Consider the following 20,804-nt stretch of genomic DNA (forward strand, 5'->3'; position numbering starts at 1 on the left):
CGTTTAAAATTTTGGGTTTTGAATATTCCTTCACCAATTCTCGTAGAAATAAAACGAAAAAAACATGGTGCTTATATACGAAAAAAAATATATTTTGTTTGCCCAAATCCAATTAATAGGTAAGTAAATATATAGAATTTTATTACTTGAAACTAAAACAGTCATACAAGTAAAAATAATATTCATTGCAAAATAAAAAAGTGACTTACTTCGAATGCCTATACCAAAAAGTAAAACTGTGAAAAGTAGATAAAACATAAAGACCAGACAAACGGCAATTTGCGTTGCGATGGAAAAGAATTTCGATTGCTCCATTGAATGCAAATCACCAAGTATAATTTCTTTTGTAAAGCCACCCTCTATATAACGATTTGTTTGAACGCCTTGTATGATAATCTCACTTTTACTAGATTCTAGCGTGAAATAATGGGTGATAGGTCTACCTATAGGGGCAGTTTGTTCATTATCTAATGCAATGTTTCCTAGACCGCCGATAAGCTGCCCATCAATATATAGCTCATACGGAGACAGTCCTTCAGGTATTGTAATGCATATAGCTGTGGCTTTTCATGATATTTCAAAATGGTTAAACGATAAGAACCGAAATGAACATCACCTTGTTTCTTAATATATTTATTCCAGGATTCCAGTTGACTGGAAAAGGTTCTGTGCCCATTTTGTGAAGATAGGTTTTCTGAAATGAGTAGGGTATTAGGATACAACTCCCATTCCCCTTGTAGTTTAATTTTAAAATCATTGCTTGTATTTATAGCTCTTAAATCAATAGTACCTTGTTTTGCAGGAACTCCTTCTGGCACATTTATCAAATCGATCCAGGTAAACCGAAGTAAAGTAAGCAAGCAAAAGAATAAACTAGCAATCAGAAAAATCTTTAAATTTTTGGAGAGAATTTTCTTTTTTATCATAGAGGATAGTTTTCGACAAATTCATCAAAACTCCTTCAAAAGTAACGGTTTTTTATCAAAGGTTTAAAAAATAGAACGATATTAATAGTATGACTAGTTTTTAAGGAGGGGATGTTATGAAAATTGTGATAGTAGATGATGAACATTTACCATTAACGAGACTAAAAACCTTACTTGAAAAAAGTAATGTCCCGGAGATTAACGTAATTGGAGAATACACAGAATCTCTAGAAGTAATTGCCCAAATTCAAACTCTACAACCCGATGTTGTATTTTTAGATATTGTAATGCCTGGTATGGACGGCCTTGCACTCGGTGAAAAGATTCAAGAGCTATTGCCAAACGTGGAACTAGTTTTTACCACAGGCTTTGACCAATATGCTATAGACGCTTTCAATTTGCATGCTATAGATTATCTACTAAAGCCTGTGCAAAAGATACGTTTACAGAAAACATTGGAAAGACTGCAACGGATTACCGAAAAGAATCAGCCAAACAAGACTAAGCAAAAGATGATTCAGGTGTTAGGGGATCTGAAGGTGGTTACGCCTAATGGTGATGGGCAATTAATGAAATGGCGTACATCGAAAGCAAAAGAGTTGTTTGCTTATATGCTTAGCCATCGCAATGAAATGATTTATCGAGATACCATTTTGGAGCTATTTTGGCCAGAATCTGATATGGATAAGGCCTCCAAGCAGCTTTACACAGCTATTTATACCATCCGTCAAACTTTGAAAAATTATGGGTTAGAAGGAATGAAAATCTCAAGTCCTTTGCTGAATTCAGGCTATAAATTATTGGTAGAAGACGTGGTAATCGATGTAGAACAATGGCTAGAACAATTAAAGTCTTTGCCTCCACTTGGACAGGGTACAATAGAGGCGCATGAGCATGTATTCCAAGCCTATACAGGCGATTATTTGGGTGATAGCGATTATTTATGGTCAGAAAGTGAAAGAGAAAGACTAAGACGTTTATGGTTACACCATGCGCAGCAATTAAGTGAATATTATATTGAACATGAAAACTATCTTGCTGCTGTGAAGGTGCAAGAAAAGGTTCAGTCATATTTCCCTGATGAGGAAGAAAGTTATTTTACCTTGATGAAGCTCTATAATTTACAGAACAATGCTGCTGCTGTGGAGGAGCAATATTGGCTATTAAATAAAATGCTACAGGAGCATATAGCCGTGAAGCCAAGTGAGGAAATTAAAAAATGGTATCGAAACTGGAGTAAAATGAACGTAATTTCACAAGTGAATATTTAAAATTGAAAGGGACTCCTTATTATTAAGCTGAGTCCCTTTTAATAATAGTACTTTCCTTAGTCAAATAATATGTTATTACACTCACTGATTTAATAATTATATTGGTAATAGTTAATAGCATCATTTAATTTGTCAATAGCGTTAGTCACATCGTATTGTGTCGAATAATAATTATCTACAATACTTTGAGCTGAATTAATAGCTGAATAGAAAGTATCTTTAACTGATTGGCTCTTGTAAGTATCTTGAGGATTATATAGATTCCAAGCATAATTAATTAAGTCTGATAATTGAGTTTTATCACCATAATATCCATTATAACCATAACCATACTTCTGAGCATTCTTGTAAGTCGATATAGCATTGTTTAAATTATTCATAGCATTGGCAATATCGTTTTGAGTAGAGTAGGTATTATTCACAACTGATTGAGCAGATGAAACAGCCGAAGCTAAAGCATTTTTCTCTGATTCAGTTGTCCATGGTGTGTTATATGGTACGTTGTAACCATCCCAAGATACTGTTACATACTGAACAGAATAGATAAGTGATTGAAGTGAAGACTTATCACCATAACCATATTTCGTTCCAGTTTTTTGAGCAGCTTGATAAACTGCTAATGCAGTTTTGTACTGTGTAATGGCATTGTCCACTTGCGCCTGTGAAGCGTTGGCGTTATTAGCTATTGCTCTTGAGCTAATTACTACATTTTCGAATGCTGTACGCTCAGCTTGTGTTGTCCATTTCTCTGTTGCTAAAGTGTCATTTCCATAAATAGACACGGCAACGTAAGGAGGTGATGCGATTAATTTGCTTAGTTCTGTTTTATTCGAGACAGGTAGAGTTACAGATGCTGATTTATCATCCACTTGTACATTGTTAACTATATGTCCTGAATCTAATGCCACCTTTTCCCCACTCTTGACAATTATTTGCTCAATTTTACCATCTCCGTACAGGCTAAAATCATCTTCCACATCGATTGTCAGCTTATCAATATTGGCTGCCGCTTCAAATGCAGCAACTTTACCTTCTACAATGACTTTAGAAATCGTTTGGTTGGAAGTCACATTTACTTTCGTACGGTTCAAATTAATTGTTGAGGATTTAACGTCTTGTAAAGAAACATATAACCAATTTACTTTTCCCGCCAAAGTCTTGAATGTGATTGACTCATCAACAGCTACGTCATCAAGCGTAATCTCTTTTTTTACTCGATTCGTTACGATAAGTTCACCTTCAATATTGACATTCTGAACTTCCATATAATCCGCATTTACAGTTAGATTTCCTGAAATATCTGCGTCTCCGCCGTTAAAATATACGGCTTTTTTGCTCGTGCCAGCTTTATTTAATGTTAGTGCTGTAACGCTCGTAATTTCACCGTTCTTTACCACAATTGTAGCTTGAGCATTCGTTAATGCAGTGATATTCGATGTTTTAAAGAGGGGCTTCAGCGACTTATTGATTCTGAATGAACCATTGGATGTACGTACCATATCTTTAGTGATATTTGTAATCGTAACTGTTTGCCCCAAAGGTACTTTTGTTTTGGCTGCAGCTACTTGAATTGAGTGGTTTACAGAAGAATCACCAGAGGCGGCATTTGCAGGTAGCACTGGCAATACCAAAGTGGCTGTCATAGCAGTTGCCATAAAAGTCGATAACGCTTTCTTTTTCATTTAAGTCACTCCAATCATAGTATTTAATAGATAATATAACATATATTTCAATATATTAGTATACGAAGGGATGTTTTACTATATATCCATAAAGCAAATGAATCATTAGTCCTTTTCTCGGAACGTCTTGTTTATGTAATGAAATGCTTAAAATTACTCATAAATAAGTAAAATTCTGCATTATTCGATAATTATGTTGTTGTGATACATTAGTCCATCCATTATGATTTTTTTATAAAACGGGGGTGTTATAATGGGAAAACCTAGGGGTGTTGCTTTGAAGTTATCTTCCCTTATTATAGGATTATTTTTAGTGTTATTTCTTGTTTATACTATGATAATAACTTCTGTTTCATTTTTGGATTGCTCTGCTAACTTTCGTACTTCCTCGGCAACTACAGAAAAACCTTTCCCATGTTCACCCGCGCGAGCAGCTTCTATAAATTTCTCTTCTACTTTTTTGAGTTAAATCACCTTTGCTGCAGATTTAAGAGAGGCGCGTAAAAATGAGCTTTCTCGTTCTATTGCGGTATCAATCAATATGTTAATGACTAAACTTTCTTCTATTGCTAGAGCGTAAAAATCAAGCTATTATGGCGATTCAAAATATATCTGCAATATCGGAGGAGACGGCAGCGTCTGCTGAACAAGTAAGTGCATCTGCTATAGATCAACAAGCAGAGCTACAAAAGGTGGCAGAATCCATCGATAACATGGAAAAGACTTACAAGAGGTTGTTAATCGATTTAAGCTTGCTTAATACAAGAATGACTACCAACCAGATATGTAAATATGAAAGGTAGCCTTTTTTTCTGCAAATTTGTGGGATTACTATTTCTAATAGGCAATCATGAGGTGCATTGACCAAGTAGATAAACAGCACTACTATAGGAAAGGAGAGGGGGACATTACCATGATGTATCTCGGAATGATTTTCTTTCAGATTGTCGCTCCTATTTTAGTGCTACTTGTACTTGGCGCAATTCTTCAAAAAAAATTCCGTTTTAATTTAAAGGCACTTTCGCAACTTATTACATACTGTTTTATGCCAGCAGCAGTTTTTGTGAATTTGTATGAAACGAGTATAGAACTATCGGTGCTTGGGGAAGTTGCATTGTTTATCCTCCTCTTTATTGGTAGCCAAATGATGCTTAGTCACTTTGTAGCGAGGGCATTAGGTCTAGTGAGAACGGAGGCAGCAGTGTTTAAAAATAGCGTTGTCCTCATAAATTCCGGCAATTACGGTATTCCAGTCGCACAAATGATTTTTGTGACACAGCCAATTGGTGTAGCCATTCAGGTTATTCTAGTGATATTTCAAAATATGACCACGTATACATACGGCTTGTACAATTTAATTTCTTCAACAAAGTCAGGCATGGCAATCGTAAAAGATTTTCTCAAAATGCCTATTATTCATGCGCTTATTATTGGTGTAGCTCTGAACTACTTTGATATCACTGTACCTCAGTTTATTAAAATTCCGATAGATCATGTGGCAGACGGTTTTATCGCTATAGCATTAATAACATTAGGTGCACAACTATCACAGCTTGAAATCAAATCTATGTTCAATAAAACGGTATTCATTAGCTGTTTTACACGATTAATCATAGGGCCAGCTGTAGCTTTACTTATTATTTTTGTACTTGGCCTAGACGGTGTCGTAGCACAATCCCTTTTTATAGCCAGTGCCTTTCCGACATCGCGAAATAGCTCTAGTCTTGCATTAGAATATGACGTAGAATCGGCAACAGCTGCACAAACAGTATTGTTTTCAACGATTGTGAGCTGCATCACAGTGACAATTGTTATTTACGTAGCGGAACTGTTGTTTACCTAACAGCTAGACGCCCTCAGGAAACGCCTAGACGGAACGGAAATCAACCACACGTTATGATGATAAGACAAAAATTATCAAATGAAGCTTCCATCCCTTAGTAATATCTGCTACACTAGCATCAAACTAAATAGCATTAACTAGGGGAGTCTGATGAGTCAGGCTGAGAGGGAAACGCTTAGAGGTTTCTTGACCCTTTGGACCTGATCTGGCTCATACCAGCGTGGGAAAGTTAACCATTGTTGCAATCTATATTATTTGCGATAACTATACTTTTACATTGATAGCCGGATCCAAAATTTTTTGGATTCGGCTTTTATTTTTTAATCTGTAGGTGTCAAACAGATAAAACCTCCGAACGCGTTGTTTATCTGTGCGAAAGCGAAGCGACAGCAAAAGAAAATTGATTTTTGTTGGAGTGAGCTAGATTCGGTCCTTGTATGAAATTTTCTATAAGGGAGAGAAGTAGGTCATGACAACAGTTAACGAAAAGAATATTACAATTATGTCGAGCTTTGATGGTAGCAAAAAGGTTTATGTAGAGGGATCGAGACCTGATATTTTAGTACCAATGCGTGAAATTACATTAAGTCCGACGACAGGCAGCTTTGGGGAAGAGAAAAATGCGCCAGTTCGTGTTTATGATACGAGTGGTCCATACACTGATCCTGCATATATGGTGGACATTACAAAAGGATTGCCTGCCTTATGTAGTGCATGGATCAGTGAGCGGGATGATGTTGAAGAATACGAAGGTCGTACCATCAAGCCAGAAGATAATGGATTCCGCAATGCTGATGATCCACGTATTAAAGAAAATGTTTTTCCGGATTTATCTAGAAAGCCTTTGCGTGCGAAGAGAGGTAGAAATGTAACACAGCTTCACTATGCAAGAAAGGGAATTATTACTCCGGAAATGGAATTTGTAGCCATTCGTGAAAATATGGACCCTGAATTTGTGCGCTCAGAAATCGCGGCAGGGCGTGCTATTTTGCCTTCTAATATTAATCATCCTGAGGCCGAGCCGATGATTATTGGACGCAACTTCCACGTGAAAATTAACGCCAACATTGGGAATTCTGCTGTATCATCCTCTATTGCGGAAGAGGTAGAAAAAATGACGTGGGCAACACGTTGGGGTGCCGATAACATTATGGATTTGTCGACTGGTAAGCATATTCATACGACACGTGAATGGATTATCCGAAATGCCGCAGTGCCAGTAGGAACAGTACCTATTTATCAAGCGTTAGAAAAAGTAAATGGTGTGGCAGAGGACTTAACGTGGGAAGTGTATCGTGATACGTTGATTGAGCAGGCCGAGCAAGGTGTTGATTACTTCACGATTCATGCAGGGGTATTACTGCGTTATATACCATTAACTGCTAATCGTGTAACAGGTATAGTGTCTCGTGGAGGCTCAATTATGGCACAGTGGTGCTTATATCATCATCAAGAGAGCTTTTTATATACACATTTTGAAGAAATCTGCGAAATTATGAAAACATATGATGTTGCCTTTTCTTTAGGTGATGGTTTACGTCCAGGTTCCATTGCAGATGCAAATGATGAGGCACAGTTTGCGGAACTGGAAACGCTAGGGGAATTAACACAAATTGCTTGGAAGCATGATGTACAGGTGATGGTAGAGGGACCAGGGCATGTGCCAATGCATCTTATTAAAGAAAATATGGACAAGCAGTTAGAGGTATGTAAGGAAGCTCCTTTCTATACATTAGGGCCACTGACAACAGATATTGCTCCCGGTTATGACCATATTACATCAGCCATTGGTGCTGCAATGATCGGTTGGTTTGGTACAGCAATGCTGTGCTATGTAACGCCTAAAGAGCATCTGGGGTTACCAAATCGTGAGGATGTTCGTGTTGGGGTTATTACGTATAAAATTGCTGCTCACGCGGCAGATTTAGCGAAAGGGCATCCAGGAGCACAGCAGCGTGACGATGCACTATCTAAGGCACGCTTTGAATTCCGCTGGCGCGATCAATTCAATCTATCCCTAGATCCAGAGCGTGCAGTGGAATATCACGATGAAACATTGCCTGCAGAGGGAGCGAAAACGGCACACTTCTGTTCAATGTGTGGACCTAAGTTTTGTAGTATGAGAATCTCACAGGATATTCGCAATTATGCAAAGGAAAGAGACTTAAATACGACTGAAGCGATTCACCAAGGCATGCAGGAAAAGGCAAAAGAATTTAAGAAGGCAGGCAGTCAGATTTATAAATAATTCAAGTGAAGGCTTGTGTCTATCAAATTAGGCACAAGTCTTATTTTATTTGGTCGTAAAAATTTGGGCTTGGATATTAATAATAAGTTGAAAATTAAATTTTAGTTAGGTTTTTTACCATGTATTTGAAAAAATCCTTACATTTTGCTCCACCTTCACCATATCAAAACTTCACAAGAATCTCACTCTATATTCACTGAAAATTCTTTCTTTTTTCGTTATTCTCACACAACTAATTGATAATATTCAAATAGCTTCAAAAATATATTGAGGAGATGATGATTTTGAGATCAGTGAAAAAGCAATTTTTTCTACTTGCTACATTAATTTGTTTAACTTTTATTATAGCAGCATGTGGCAATGATGAAAAAGCAGTAGAGAAGAAAGAAAAAGCTAATGAACCAAGCAATGTGAATATTGCATTAGGTCATGCTTTAGATTATTTAGGGTTAGATCCTTATGCTAATGGTCGCGAAAATACAACGTTAAAGACGGTAGTTTTTGAATCCTTGGCGTTAGAGACATCATCTGGCCAATTTGAAAGTGCACTAGCTGAAAATTGGGAGGTTAGTGAAGATGCAAAAGTGTGGACGTTTTATTTAAAGAAGGATATTAAATTCCACGATGATACATTATTTACAAGTGATGCAGTTGTTCAAGCGTTTAATCGTTATATGCAAAATAAAGAGTTGTCTAGAAGGTTAGGTATTGAAAAAGTAGAAGCTACTGATGATTATACAGTCGTATTCACATTAACTAGACCATCGGCAACATTTTTAACAGTTGTAGGCTCTTATCAAACTGCCATTCCTAGCCCAACCGGTTTTGATGCAGAAGGGAAATTTGTAGAAGCTATTGGTACAGGACCATATAAAGTACAAAGTAGTACTAAAGAAAGAATTGAATTTGTAGCTAATGGAAATCATTGGCGTGGAAAGCCGGATATTGATAACTTAAATGTCATTTATATTTCGGATGCTTCAACAATGATTTTGGCACTTGAATCGGGGGAAGTAGATTTGATTGGTGCTGATGGTTACGGGATTTCCTTTTCTGAAATTGAGCGATTAAAAGGAAATGAAAATTTAAAAGTAGTGATTAATGAAGACGCTAGTTCGATGGAATGGATTGGGTTCAATTTATACAAAGGTCCATTAAGTGATAAAAATTTGCGGGAAGCGCTAAATTATTCGATTAATCGACAGGAAATTATTGACTATGTCTATGAAGGCTATGCAACTACTGCAAAAGGTCCAATTGGATTTAATGATTCTATCCCATGGGTAGATACATCGATTGAAGGCTATACATATGATTTAGCTGTAGCTGAAGGATTATTTAAAAAAGCAGGTTATACAGAGAAAAATGAAGAGGGCTATTTTGTAAAGGATGGTCAAGCCTTGGAGTTAACGTTTGTTACCAAATCAGATAGAACGTGGAAACCTGTTAGTGAAATACTACAAAATCAATTAAAAGATGTTGGAGTTAAGGTGAATCTTGAAGTGCGTGGAGATGATATTGTACGTGATTTAGTGAAGAAGGGTGAGTACGATTTAGTATCACTAGGTAGTATGGGTAAAAGTAATGCTGATCCGTATTATTTCTTCCAATATTACTTTACGAGTACAGGTACAAATTCAATTATTAGCGATAGTCCTAAGTTAGATCAATTAGTTCGAAATGTTGTTATGACGATTGATCATGAAAAGCGGGCACAGATTTATAACGATATTCAACAAGAAGTAATGATGAACATACCAGGTGCTTTTTTAGTTCATCCATCTAGAGTAACAATTATGGATAATAAATATGATAATTGGAAATTCGCAGGCACGATGGATCCACTTCGTTTCGTATATGCGTTAACAAAAAAATAGTGAAAGGGTGGTAATTGTATGAGTTTAGTAGCTCCAAATCAGGTATTTAAAACTCGTAAAGCAACGCAGTATCCAGGTGCACATTGTGGATTATTTGAAGTATCTATGCAAGCCCCTTTTTTTCCAAGTAGCGTAGCACTGGTTCTTTCACCACCTTCATGTTCTTATCATGCACGTGTGGCTTCTGGGCGTCGGCAGCTCTCTTTTAATAGTAATGGAAATAATATTTATTCTTTAAATTTAACACAGGAAGATATGGTTTTTGGTGTAGATCTGGCCGTAGAGGAAGCGATTGAAGAACTAGCGAAGAGCTTAAACCCTGAAATTATCTTTTTAGTGTCTACTTGTACGCCAGAAATTATTGGATTTGATGCGACCGTTTTAAATCTAGTGAAAGAAAGAATCCATTCTAAAGTTTTAGTAGTAAAAACAAATGGTTATGCATGCTTACATCACCAAAAAGGTAAAAGTGAGTTTTTGTTGTCGGTTGTTGAATTAATGAAACCATTAGAAAAGAAAAAGAAGCATGTGAACATTATTGGACTACGTTCGCTTCGTTGGCGAGAGTGTGAGCTAGTTCAGCTTCTTGAAAAGGTAGGGGTGACAATTAATGCAGTCTTACCAGGAGCAGAAAGTCTTGCACAAATTGAAAGCGCTTCACAAGCTGAATTAAATATTTTAATTGGTCGGGGTACACTTCAATTAGCAGAAGCGATGAGTGAAAAATTCGATATTCCATATGTTGAATATGAACAAACATATAATACTCAAAAAATTCTAGAAAATTATGAGAGAATTGCTGCTGCGTTAGAGGTAAATTTATCAGAAGACCTTAAGCAACTACTTGATAAGCATAATGAAAAAGTAGAAACAGCAAGAAATAAATTAAAGGGAATTTCTTTTGGGATAGGTACTGTAGAAGGAAATAATATAGAGGCTGTTAATTTCTACACAAAGGTAGGAATGAAACCACTTTTTTTACAGACAAGAGAAAAAGTCGAAGATAATAATCCTTACATGAAGGAATTAAAACAAATGGGCATCGAGTTTCCCATTGTCAATCAATTCTATGGTCCAGACTTAAAAAGTCTTGTTCAACGTTTTAAACCACAAATATTTATCGGTCATGCATTAGGTGAGATGTTAGAGGCTGAAAATGTAGCGCATAGTCACCCGATGACATCAGAAAATGGCCCAGGATTTATAGCATTTAACCAAGAACTAGATAACATTATTAATCTTGTAGAATGCCATGTGAAGGGGGAATTCTGATGAGTAGAATTTCATCTGCATTTCTCCCAACGAATCAATATTTAGGGGCTATCTGGTCCTTAGCAGGTATTCGCGATTTGTATGTTATTAATCATGGTCCAGCAGGTTGCAATTTTTTCGAATTTGCAGCGGGAGATAAAAAAACGAAGGCACGACTATATAACCGTTTTGGCACAACGACGGTTGAACAAGAAGATATTGCCTTAAGTGGCGGTGAAGAGAAACTTAAGAAGTCTTTACAAGAGATAGCGGCGCTTGAGGAGTGTGCGGTGATTGCTGTTATTTCTAATCCAGTTTCTTCTTTGATTGGCGTAGATATTGATGCGGTAGTAACTGAAATGGGCGAGGCTATTCAAAAGCCAATTTTAGCATTTGATAATATGTCTTGGAAAGAAGGGGCAGAGGCAGGAATTGAAAAAACGTTATATACATTACTTGAACGATTTTGTCCTGCTACTAAGGAAGCAATAATTCCTAAGAAAAAAAACATAAATATTATTGGCCCTGTAATAAATACATTTAAATGGGGTGCGAATGAAAAAGAACTACGTAGAATCTTTCAATTACTAGGTTATGACATTAATGTTGTATTTCCATATGAAGCCACAACGAAAAAGATTGCTGAAATGTCATGTGCAAGCTTAAATATTGTGACACGTGCATCTGGTTTAAAGTCAGCGCAATATTTGCGGGAACATTTTGATATTCCATTTATTTATGGGTTGCCTTGGGGACAAAAACATTCACTTCAGTGGATTGAGGAAGTTTCAAAAATATTAAATATAAAAGTACCGAGAGAGTTTTTTGAAAATGAAGAAATGATTTCTATGCATCATTATATGGAGCAAGTGACGGCAGGTGCCTATTATCAAAATGATTGGAGAACAGTAATAGCGTGTCCTTCTGAAATGGCTGTTGGCTTTGTTCAACTTGTAAGAGAAGAATGGAATTTACCAGTAGTAGCAATTCGTCTTACAACTATACCGATGTTAGATGAAATCGAAAAACTACGTGAATTTGGAGTGGACGACATATACGTGTTGCCAAGTGAGTTTGAATGGAAAGCAGTATTAAATAAAACTAATCCTCTTATTTTATTTGGAAGCATCGAAGAAACAACATTGATGAAATCTTCTCCAATCCATATGCGTATTAATGAGCCGGCTTATGATACATTTGACTTTTTTGACGGCTCGCCAATTATAGGCTTTAAAGGTTTTCAAGCATTGACGGAGCAATTGTTAAATCAAATTAGCATGTATTCTATATTAAAGAGTTAATGGAGGGTTTGACATATGACAACAGATAAAAAGCCATTAAAACGTATTGCCTTTTACGGGAAAGGTGGTATTGGTAAGTCAACCATTTCAGCAAACTTAACAGCTGCTTTAAGTGAACGAGGCTTAAAAGTATTGCAAATCGGTTGTGATCCGAAAGCAGATTCAACGATGTTTTTAACTCGTGAAAAGGTTCCAACAGTGTTGAATGTTCTTAAAGAAAAAAAGGATAATATAGAGTTATCGGATTTTGTGAAAGAGGGTTACAACGGGGTTTTATGTATTGAGGTTGGTGGACCAACGCCAGGAATAGGGTGTGCAGGACAAGGAATTATTGCAGCATTTCAGAAAATGAAAGAACTTAAGGCTATTGAGATCTATCAACCGGATGTTGTCATTTACGATGTATTAGGCGACGTTGTATGTGGTGGTTTTGCAGTGCCACTTCGTGATGGGTATGCTGAGGATGTATATATTGTAAGTTCAGGGGAACGTATGTCATTGTTTGCGGCTTATAATATTTCACAGGCGGTTCATAATTTCCGAAACCGTGGTTATGCAAAGTTGAAGGGTCTTGTATTTAACTCTAAGGGGGGAAGTTCTGAAGACCAACGAGTACGAGAAGCATTGGAGGAAATCGAAACAGACCTAGTATATAAATTCCCTCGTGATCCAATTGTACAAAAATGTGAAAAAGAGAATCTAACAGTAATCGAAGGTGCACCAGATTCTGATTTAGCCAATGAGTATAGAAGATTGGCGGAAATTGTTATGGGCTAATGGAGGGATGTTAATGTCCATTATTATCAAAAGAATAATCATTCTACCATTTATGTTACTGATTATTTCGTTTTTTACGTTTTTTTTAACTAGTATTATTCCGGGGGATATTGCGGAAAATATTATTGCAAAAAATGGAGGACAGCCAACGCTTGAGTCCATACTAGATAAACAAGAAGAATTAGGGCTTAGTGAACCTTTATTAGGTCAATATTTTGAGTGGTTAATGTCAGCGTTACAGTTTGATTTGGGGATTTCCTGGATTACGAAAGAGCCCGTTGTTCAATCCTTACTCACCAAAGTGTGGCCAACAATAATTTTGACGGGTTCTGCAATGATTATTGGAATTGCTGTGTCTGTCATCTTGGGCACTTTAGCAGCTTATTATAAAGATACAATTATAGACAAAGTAATTCTGACATTTTCATTACTTTTAAGCTGTATTCCAGATTTTTTATTAGCGTTTGTACTTTTATATCTGTTTGCCTATACGTGGCAACTTGTTCCACTTTTTGGTTACGGGACGATTGGGCACTTAATTTTACCCGCCTGTATTTTAGGGATGGGATTGGGAGCTGGTAAAGCGAGAATTTTAAGAGCGAGCCTATTAGAAGTTCAAAATAGTCAATATATAGTGATGGCTCGTTCTAAAGGGTTATCTAGTAAAAGAGTTTTATTTAAGCATGCTCTTCGAAATGCATTAATTCCTTTTACAACCTCACTTGGAGCAAGTATAGCATTTTTAATTGGCGGGACTGTTATTATTGAAAGTATTTTTAATTGGCCAGGTCTTGGGAAATTAGCGCTACAAGCAATTAGTAATCGCGATATTCCATTAATGCAAGGTTATGTTTTGTTGATGGCAGTTATTACCATTGTAATTAATTTAATAGTTGATTTAGTGTATATGCTGCTTGATCCTCGAGTGAAAGTGAACGGAGTGAAAATGCTTGACTAAATTAAAGAATAATATTGGATTCTATATTATTGGAAGTATACTGATTGTTTTATTTTGTTTTGCTATTTTTGCTGAATTTATTATGCCTTATGATCCTAATGTAGGTATATTAGCAGATCGCTTTTCACACCCCAATTCTACTTATTGGTTAGGAACGGATCATTTAGGACGTGATGTGTTTTCTAGAATTATTTATGGAGCAAGGACGACTGTCTTAATTGCTTTAACAATTACAATAGGTTGCTTTATTATTGGTTCGATATTTGGAGTGGTGGCTGGATATTTTGGTGGGACAATAGATAATATATTAATGCGATTAGTAGAAATTATTTCAGCCTTTCCCAGTCGGATTTTAGCGCTTGCCGTTGTTGGAATTATTGGGCCTGGTATTGTTAATTTGATGGTGGCCATGATTTTAACTTGGTGGGTCGGTTTTGCAAGAATTGTCCGTGGAGTGACATTAGCAGTGAGGGAAAATGAGTATGTAATGGCAGCAAAACTTTATGGTGTTCCAACTTGGCAGATTTTATATAAACATATTATTCCTAATACAATACCACAATTATTAGTGGTGATGGCATTGAATATGAGTTGGATGATGACGGCTCTAGCTGGTTTTTCGTTACTCGGCTTAGGAATTGAGCCGCCATTTGCTGAGTGGGGGATGATGATTAGTGAGGCAAGACCTTACATGAGAGACCATACTTATTTGTTATTATTTCCAGGGTTAGCAATTATGTTGGCGGTTACAGCTTTTACAATATTAGGGGAAAAATTAAGAGATGCGTATGACCCAAATCAGTTAAATGGATAGAGAGTATATTGTAGTAGGAGTGTTGAGGATGGAACAATCAATGCTTGAGGTGAAGAATTTAACAATTTGTTATCAGAATGATAAAGAGCAGTTTGATGTAGTGAGAAATCTTTCATTTTCAATACCAAAAGGGAGGACCCTATCAATCGTTGGGGAATCAGGTTCTGGAAAAACGGTTACGGCTTTGTCTATCTCTGGATTATTACCTCTAAATGGGCAAGTGCGTTTTGGCGAAATATTGTTGAATGGGGAATCTTTGCTCAATAAAACAGAGTCGGAGTGGAACCACATAAGGGCTAAGAAAATTTCAATGGTTTTTCAGGATCCGATGACTGCATTGAATCCAGTAATGACTATATATAGTCAATTGGCAGAGGCTTTTGTAGTTAGTAAAAATCATCATTTCTCTAAAAAGGAATTGGAAGCTATCTGCATAGATTTGTTGGAAAAGGTAGGACTAAATGAAGCGCCTATTCGTTTAAAGCAGTACCCTCATGAATTAAGTGGAGGTATGCGACAACGAGTAATGATTGCCATAGCATTAGCAAGTGAGCCAGATTTATTGATTGCTGATGAACCTACAACGGCTTTAGATAGTACAGTAAAGAAGCAAATATTAGATTTGTTAATCGAGTTAAAAGAAAAAGTGAAATTAACAATCTTATTAATTACTCATGATTTAAGTGAGACATTAAGACTGGCAGATGATATTTTGGTTATGTATGCTGGAAAAGCTGTAGAATATGGTAGCATTGAAAATATAATTAATTTACCAAAACATCCCTATACGCAAGCTCTTTTAAAGGCCATACCAAATATAGATGCAAATAAGGATGAAAAGTTATTTGCTTTAGAAGGCCAGCCGCCTAATTTAAGATGTTTACCATCTGGCTGCTCATTTCATCCACGTTGTAAATTGGCAAATGACCGCTGTCGCAATGTAGAACCCGTATATAAAGAGTATAAAGAGTATAACGACCGAAAAGTAGTTTGCTTTATGGAGGATGATAGGCTTGATTCTTTATTAAATGAAAAAATAGCCACAAAAAAGTTGGCGCGTTTAGAAATTGATTTGAAAAAGCCTGTTTTTGAAGCGAAGCATATAACGAAACAATTTAAGTATGGCAATATATTTAATAAAAAAGCGTTTAATGTGGTGGATAATGTTAGTTTTCAGTTGTATAAAGGAGAGGTACTGGCGATAGTAGGAGAGAGTGGGGCTGGTAAATCTACTTTATGGCAAACGTTATTTGGCATACATAAACAGACTGCTGGAGATATTTACTTTTTAAATCTGCCAGTAAAAAATAAAAAACATTTTTATCAAATGCATGGTCAAGTTGGGTTTGTGTTTCAAAATTCATATTCAAGTTTAAATCCTAAAATGCCGATAGAGGAGTTATTAAAAGAACCACTTCGAATTAACAATTGGCCTGCGAAAGATCGTAATCGGCGAATAGAGGAATTGTTACAATTAGTAGGACTACCATTAGAATTAAAAAAAGTGTACCCACATCAAATGAGTGGAGGGCAAAGACAGCGGGTATCAATTGCAAGAGCTATTGCTAACAACCCTAAATTACTAGTTTTAGATGAACCCGTATCAGCATTAGATGTTTCGATTCAAGCGCAAATTATTAATTTATTGATGGAATTACGACAATCACTTCAAATAAGCATGATTTTCATTTCACATGATTTAGCGTTAACACGATATATTGCGGATCGAATTGTAGTCATGCATCAAGGGAAAATCGTAGAGTTAGGCTATTGCGAAGAAGTAATAAATCATCCGAAGCAGCCTTATACTAAAACACTTATTGATGCCGCGAAATTAGGAAGTAATAAAGTGATTTTAAGAAAATAGAGTGCTAGATACCACCTCATAGCCAACTTTTCTGGAAGCATTTGGTATTTCTATCCTATATATCAAAAAAGCATGAAAGAGTGAAGAATTCATTCACTCCTAACATGCTTTTTTATTTTGGGGTGGTGACCCTCTAAAAGTTGGACTGGATATCAATAATAAATTGAAAATTAAACGTTAGTTGGTTGTTTTACGTATGGGTTTGTAAGATCCGCGCCTTCTAATGAAAGACCCATAGCTTTTGCTACACCTTCACCATATGCTGGATCTGCTAAATAGCAGTGAAGGATGTGGCGGCGCTTGATGAACTCTTCAACAGATGCCATATCGTTTGCCGTATTCTCGAAAAGGCGTTGTTGTTCTTCTGCAGACATTAGACGGAATAGTTTACCTGGCTGCTCGAAGTAGTTATTGTCGTCTTCGCGGAAGTCATGGATACCTGCATTACCATCAATACGTAATTCAGGCTCTTTATAGTCTAAGTTATGCTCCCATTCACCATAGCTATTTGGTTCATAGCCTAGTGTTGAACCAAGGTTACCATCGAAACGCATTGCGCCATCGCGGTGGAAAGTACGGAATGGGCATTTTGGTGCGTTTACAGGAAGCATATAGTGGTTTACGCCTAAGCGATAGCGTTGTGCATCTGCATATGCAAAAATACGGCCTTGTAACATTTTATCTGGAGAGAAGCTAACTCCAGGAACAATGTTAGATGGTGCAAATGCTGCTTGCTCAACTTCTGCAAAGTAGTTGTCTGGGTTTTTATTTAACTCGAATTCACCAACAGGAATTAATGGGAAGTCTTTTTTATACCATACTTTTGTTAAATCAAATGGGTTATATGGTAGCTCACGAGCTTGTTCTTCCGTCATTACCTGAATGTACATTTTCCATTTAGGGAAATCGCCTTTTTCAATTGCCTCATATAGATCGCGTTGTGAAGACTCGCGATCATTACCGACTACCTCAGTAGCCTCAGCACCTGTTAAGTTTTTAATGCCTTGCTCTGTACGGAAGTGGAATTTAACCCATACGCGCTCGTTTTCAGCATTAATGAAACTATAAGTGTGGGAACCGAAGCCATGCATATTGCGGTAACCAGATGGAATACCACGGTCAGACATAACAATTGTTACTTGGTGGAGTGCTTCTGGTAATGAAGTCCAGAAATCCCAATTTGAATTAGCGTTTTTCATATTTGTACGTGGGTCACGTTTTACTACGTGATTTAAATCTGTAAAGTGTAATGGGTCACGGAAGAAGAATACAGGTGTATTGTTACCAACTAAATCCCAGTTGCCTTCTTCTGTATAGAATTTAAGGGCAAAGCCTCGAATATCGCGCTCAGCATCTGCAGCACCACGTTCACCTGCGACCGTGGAGAAGCGTGCAAACATTTCTGTTTTCTTCCCAACCTCTGAGAAGATTTTTGCTTTTGTATATTGAGTAATATCATGCGTTACAGTAAAAGTACCGAATGCACCTGAACCTTTAGCGTGCATACGACGTTCAGGGATAACTTCACGGTTGAAGTTCGCTAATTTTTCAACTAGCCATACATCTTGAAGTAATAGAGGACCTCGAGAACCTGCTGACATTGAGTCATGGTTACTTACTACTGGAGCACCACCTGCTGTTGTAAAACGACGGCTACGATCATTTGCATTTGTCATATAGTTTACCTCCTGAAAAAATTGTGAGTCAAACTCTTCGTTTATAACTATAGCAAATATAAAATAGAATTGCTAGTACATTATAATAATTATTGTTAAAGAATTTTTATATTAAGATATAAACTATAAATATATGTGGGGATTAAGAAGTTTATGAATAGTTTTTACCACAAATTTAGCTATTCAAAACATTTTATCCTCATTCAGCAGAAGACTCCCATCTCAATAGGTGATGAGATGAATGCAAATGTGATTCCTTTTCAGTAGGTGTTCAAACACCTACTGAAATAGAGGAACTCAGTCTAAGAACGCCACGTCCTGTGGCAGAGTGACCAACATCACGTTGGCCCAAAGCCTCCGGACGCAATTACGCCAAGGCGAAATTGATAAGAGTTAATTTGAAATAAGTTATAGTAAATTGTTGGCTCGAATACTAAATAGAATGAAAGAGAATTCCTGCATCTTATCCATTTGAATTGAAAATTAAGTGTGCTAAATGAAAATTGAACACTATACTTTTTAAGATTTACGATAACGATTAGGCGTTATTCCTATTTGCTGTTTAAAAATTTTAATAAAATAATTTGGATCTTCAAACCCATTTAATTGTGCAACTTCGCTAATAGCAAAATCTGTGTCTAAAAGCATTTTCGTGGCATTATGAATTCGAACTTGCTGTAGGTAGCGTTTAAAAGGCAGGCCTTGCTTCTTTGAAAAAATCGCACTTAAATAATTGGGACTAATTCCTAATTTATGGGCAACGAAGGGTAAAGATAACCCGCTATCCTGAAATTGTTGATCGATATTTTCTATTGCCAGTTCTACATAGTCAGCTCTTTTCGCCAGTCGTGCCTCACGAGCCAATTCAATAAGTCTTTGTGTAAATGAAATGATGCCATTTAGAATGGTATAAAATATAGGATGCTCGATAATTAAGTGAAAAAGTTGACGATAACTTTGCTCAATGGCGGCTTTCTCATGTAGTTTATACTTCAGCATGAAGCGGCGAATTTGCGCCAAAACACTTGTTAGATGGATGCGTAAGTCATCTTGCTCGTAATAAATTCCTTCATTAGATAGCCGATATAAAAATGCTTTGACGGCCTCAAGATTTCCTTCCTCCAAACTACTTATTAGTAATTGTTGTTCCTCTGGCGTTAATAAAGGGTCGAAGGGCTGAGCTTCGAATTGTTTGCTTGCGTAAAAAATATGCCCGAAGCCCTCGTAAAAGCTTTGGTGAAGAGCACGTTTCGTTAAGGTATACATATTCTTTAAGGTTGTAGGTTCCCCATCATAAATCCCGATATTTAAAGAGCTATTGCTTGTTAGACGCCATTCTTTCATAAGTGTACGCACATCTTTTTCTACGATTTTTACATCGTTCGTTTGAAATAAGCAGACGATTCTATCAGATAATGGATAGACTTGCATATGGTAGTGAATAGGTGTTTGCTGGAGCCAATTGTATAGCTTATCCAATGTTTCGGGATGCTCAGGCTCGATCATTGTAAAATGTATGTCTGTCTCTATGGAGGGAGTCGTACTGTCTAAAAATAATCGATAGTAAAAGGATTCATCTGTTGCCTCCTCATAAGCATCATTTACCTGTGGTGTGCGAAGAGATATAGCCGTAAGTTTTTGCTTTAATACTTCTAAGTCAATTGGTTTTACAAAAAGATGTGCTACCTGTAATTCAATGGCCTTTAATGCATTTTTAAATAATGGCTCTGTTGTCATTGCTAGGATCGCACCAGAATACTTTTGAAAAACGCGATAAAGAACAGTTAATCGATTATTAGGAAATAAATCAATATTGAGTAGTATCACTTCAGGTTCAAATTGCTGAATAATTTTAGGTGCCTCTGTAATACTGGTACACATTTCAATCAGGACATCCCCAGGAAAATACGTATGTAAAAACCATTGAATACCTGAAAGTTCAGCGGGGTCTCGATCTATTAATAACAGCCTCATTACAATCAGCCTTTCTTAAAATAATCTAGTTTCGTAAAAAAATACGATTATATTATTAAAAATAACATAAGAATCTGAAAAAAATAATGTTTTGTATATTAAAATTCTCTATTTTCTGAAAAAGGTAGTTAGTACAATGTAAATAGAGTAATTGCTATTTAATCTTCATTCAGCAAATGTGTGTTAAGTGCGAAAGTGGAGCGACAGCAACAAATGTGTACTGTGCGAAAGCAAAGCGACAGCAACAAATGTGTACTGTGCGAAAGCGAAGCGACAGCAACAATTACGAAGACAAAATGGATTAAAAGCATTTTTACATAGCCATAAAGAAATAGGGGG

At 36.5% G+C, this 20,804-nt stretch carries 16 protein-coding genes, 1 pseudogene and 1 riboswitch; of the genes and pseudogenes, 12 read left to right on the plus strand and 5 right to left on the minus strand.

The annotated features are described in order from the left end of the window. Positions 1–482: 482 nt before the first annotated feature. The gene (locus tag ACIQXF_RS16735; protein ID WP_402784857.1) at positions 483–926 is read right to left on the minus strand and encodes a hypothetical protein; all 444 of its coding nucleotides are present in this window, start codon (positions 924–926) and stop codon (positions 483–485) included. Positions 927–1,042: 116 nt separating this feature from the next. On the opposite strand from ACIQXF_RS16735, the gene ACIQXF_RS16740 reads away from it, so the two are divergent. Next, a complete protein-coding gene (locus ACIQXF_RS16740; RefSeq protein ID WP_402784860.1) occupies positions 1,043–2,197 on the plus strand; it encodes a response regulator in 1,155 nt (384 codons plus the stop codon). A gap of 89 nt (positions 2,198–2,286) precedes the next feature. Here ACIQXF_RS16740 and ACIQXF_RS16745 read toward each other — a convergent pair whose 3' ends face one another. After that, positions 2,287–3,879, minus strand: coding sequence for an S-layer protein (locus ACIQXF_RS16745; RefSeq protein ID WP_402784863.1), 1,593 nt, complete (start codon positions 3,877–3,879; stop codon positions 2,287–2,289). Positions 3,880–4,218: 339 nt separating this feature from the next. Next, positions 4,219–4,320: pseudogene (locus ACIQXF_RS16750) on the minus strand (methyl-accepting chemotaxis protein); the annotation flags it as partial. Between the two features lie 125 nt (positions 4,321–4,445). Between ACIQXF_RS16750 and ACIQXF_RS16755 the strand changes: the two are divergent. From ACIQXF_RS16755 to ACIQXF_RS16800, 10 genes are all read left to right on the plus strand, one after another. Next, on the plus strand, positions 4,446–4,682 hold the full coding sequence (locus ACIQXF_RS16755; RefSeq protein WP_402784866.1) for a hypothetical protein: 237 nt from the start codon (positions 4,446–4,448) through the stop codon (positions 4,680–4,682). 110 nt (positions 4,683–4,792) lie between these two features. Beyond that, complete coding sequence (locus ACIQXF_RS16760; RefSeq protein ID WP_402784869.1) at positions 4,793–5,722, plus strand: AEC family transporter; 930 nt, start codon at positions 4,793–4,795, stop codon at positions 5,720–5,722. A 129-nt stretch (positions 5,723–5,851) separates the two neighbouring features. Then, a riboswitch (TPP riboswitch) is annotated at positions 5,852–5,966 on the plus strand. Between the two features lie 225 nt (positions 5,967–6,191). Beyond that, entirely contained in the window at positions 6,192–7,970 is a 1,779-nt protein-coding gene (thiC, locus tag ACIQXF_RS16765) for a phosphomethylpyrimidine synthase ThiC (RefSeq protein WP_402784872.1), read from the plus strand. Between the two features lie 293 nt (positions 7,971–8,263). Further along, positions 8,264–9,847, plus strand: a complete 1,584-nt coding sequence (locus ACIQXF_RS16770) for an ABC transporter substrate-binding protein (RefSeq protein WP_402784936.1) — start codon at positions 8,264–8,266, stop codon at positions 9,845–9,847. A gap of 18 nt (positions 9,848–9,865) precedes the next feature. Next, a complete protein-coding gene (locus ACIQXF_RS16775) occupies positions 9,866–11,119 on the plus strand; it encodes a nitrogenase component 1 (protein WP_402784874.1) in 1,254 nt (417 codons plus the stop codon). Beyond that, positions 11,119–12,399, plus strand: a complete 1,281-nt coding sequence (locus tag ACIQXF_RS16780; protein ID WP_402784877.1) for a nitrogenase component 1 — start codon at positions 11,119–11,121, stop codon at positions 12,397–12,399. Before ACIQXF_RS16775 ends, ACIQXF_RS16780 begins: the two co-directional genes overlap by 1 nt. Before the next feature lie 15 nt (positions 12,400–12,414). Beyond that, positions 12,415–13,176 (plus strand): nucleotide-binding protein, encoded by a 762-nt coding sequence (locus ACIQXF_RS16785; RefSeq protein ID WP_402784879.1) that lies wholly within the window; start codon positions 12,415–12,417, stop codon positions 13,174–13,176. A 13-nt stretch (positions 13,177–13,189) separates the two neighbouring features. Next, the gene (locus ACIQXF_RS16790; protein ID WP_402784882.1) at positions 13,190–14,134 is read left to right on the plus strand and encodes an ABC transporter permease; all 945 of its coding nucleotides are present in this window, start codon (positions 13,190–13,192) and stop codon (positions 14,132–14,134) included. Continuing rightward, positions 14,127–14,948, plus strand: coding sequence for an ABC transporter permease (locus tag ACIQXF_RS16795; protein WP_402784885.1), 822 nt, complete (start codon positions 14,127–14,129; stop codon positions 14,946–14,948). The genes ACIQXF_RS16790 and ACIQXF_RS16795 overlap by 8 nt, the downstream gene beginning before the upstream one ends. 28 nt (positions 14,949–14,976) lie before the next feature. After that, positions 14,977–16,815, plus strand: a complete 1,839-nt coding sequence (locus ACIQXF_RS16800) for a dipeptide ABC transporter ATP-binding protein (RefSeq protein WP_402784888.1) — start codon at positions 14,977–14,979, stop codon at positions 16,813–16,815. A 170-nt stretch (positions 16,816–16,985) separates the two neighbouring features. Here the strand turns inward: ACIQXF_RS16800 and ACIQXF_RS16805 are convergent, their stop codons facing one another. Both ACIQXF_RS16805 and ACIQXF_RS16810 read right to left on the minus strand, forming a co-directional pair. Next, a complete protein-coding gene (locus tag ACIQXF_RS16805; protein WP_402784891.1) occupies positions 16,986–18,491 on the minus strand; it encodes a catalase in 1,506 nt (501 codons plus the stop codon). Positions 18,492–19,010: 519 nt separating this feature from the next. Next, positions 19,011–20,465 (minus strand): helix-turn-helix domain-containing protein, encoded by a 1,455-nt coding sequence (locus ACIQXF_RS16810; RefSeq protein WP_402784894.1) that lies wholly within the window; start codon positions 20,463–20,465, stop codon positions 19,011–19,013. 180 nt (positions 20,466–20,645) lie between these two features. Between ACIQXF_RS16810 and ACIQXF_RS16815 the strand changes: the two genes are divergently transcribed. Then, a complete protein-coding gene (locus tag ACIQXF_RS16815; protein WP_402784897.1) occupies positions 20,646–20,786 on the plus strand; it encodes a hypothetical protein in 141 nt (46 codons plus the stop codon). Positions 20,787–20,804: the final 18 nt, after the last annotated feature.

This window comes from Lysinibacillus sp. NPDC097231 (genome assembly GCF_044761885.1).
In the GTDB taxonomy this organism is placed as follows: Bacteria; Bacillota; Bacilli; order Bacillales_A; family Planococcaceae; genus Lysinibacillus.

Excerpts from the sequence above, each read along its gene's own strand:
- ACIQXF_RS16740 (WP_402784860.1), top strand. The coding sequence starts at position 1,043 with ATGAAAATTGTGATAGTAGATGATGAACATTTACCATTAACGAGACTA.
- ACIQXF_RS16735 (WP_402784857.1), bottom strand. The coding sequence starts at position 926 with ATGATAAAAAAGAAAATTCTCTCCAAAAATTTAAAGATTTTTCTGATT.
- thiC (WP_402784872.1), top strand. The coding sequence starts at position 6,192 with ATGACAACAGTTAACGAAAAGAATATTACAATTATGTCGAGCTTTGAT.
- ACIQXF_RS16780 (WP_402784877.1), top strand. The coding sequence starts at position 11,119 with ATGAGTAGAATTTCATCTGCATTTCTCCCAACGAATCAATATTTAGGG.
- ACIQXF_RS16805 (WP_402784891.1), bottom strand. The coding sequence starts at position 18,491 with ATGACAAATGCAAATGATCGTAGCCGTCGTTTTACAACAGCAGGTGGT.
- ACIQXF_RS16790 (WP_402784882.1), top strand. The coding sequence starts at position 13,190 with ATGTCCATTATTATCAAAAGAATAATCATTCTACCATTTATGTTACTG.
- ACIQXF_RS16745 (WP_402784863.1), bottom strand. The coding sequence starts at position 3,879 with ATGAAAAAGAAAGCGTTATCGACTTTTATGGCAACTGCTATGACAGCC.
- ACIQXF_RS16785 (WP_402784879.1), top strand. The coding sequence starts at position 12,415 with ATGACAACAGATAAAAAGCCATTAAAACGTATTGCCTTTTACGGGAAA.
- ACIQXF_RS16760 (WP_402784869.1), top strand. The coding sequence starts at position 4,793 with ATGATGTATCTCGGAATGATTTTCTTTCAGATTGTCGCTCCTATTTTA.
- ACIQXF_RS16775 (WP_402784874.1), top strand. The coding sequence starts at position 9,866 with ATGAGTTTAGTAGCTCCAAATCAGGTATTTAAAACTCGTAAAGCAACG.
- ACIQXF_RS16810 (WP_402784894.1), bottom strand. The coding sequence starts at position 20,465 with ATGAGGCTGTTATTAATAGATCGAGACCCCGCTGAACTTTCAGGTATT.
- ACIQXF_RS16800 (WP_402784888.1), top strand. The coding sequence starts at position 14,977 with ATGGAACAATCAATGCTTGAGGTGAAGAATTTAACAATTTGTTATCAG.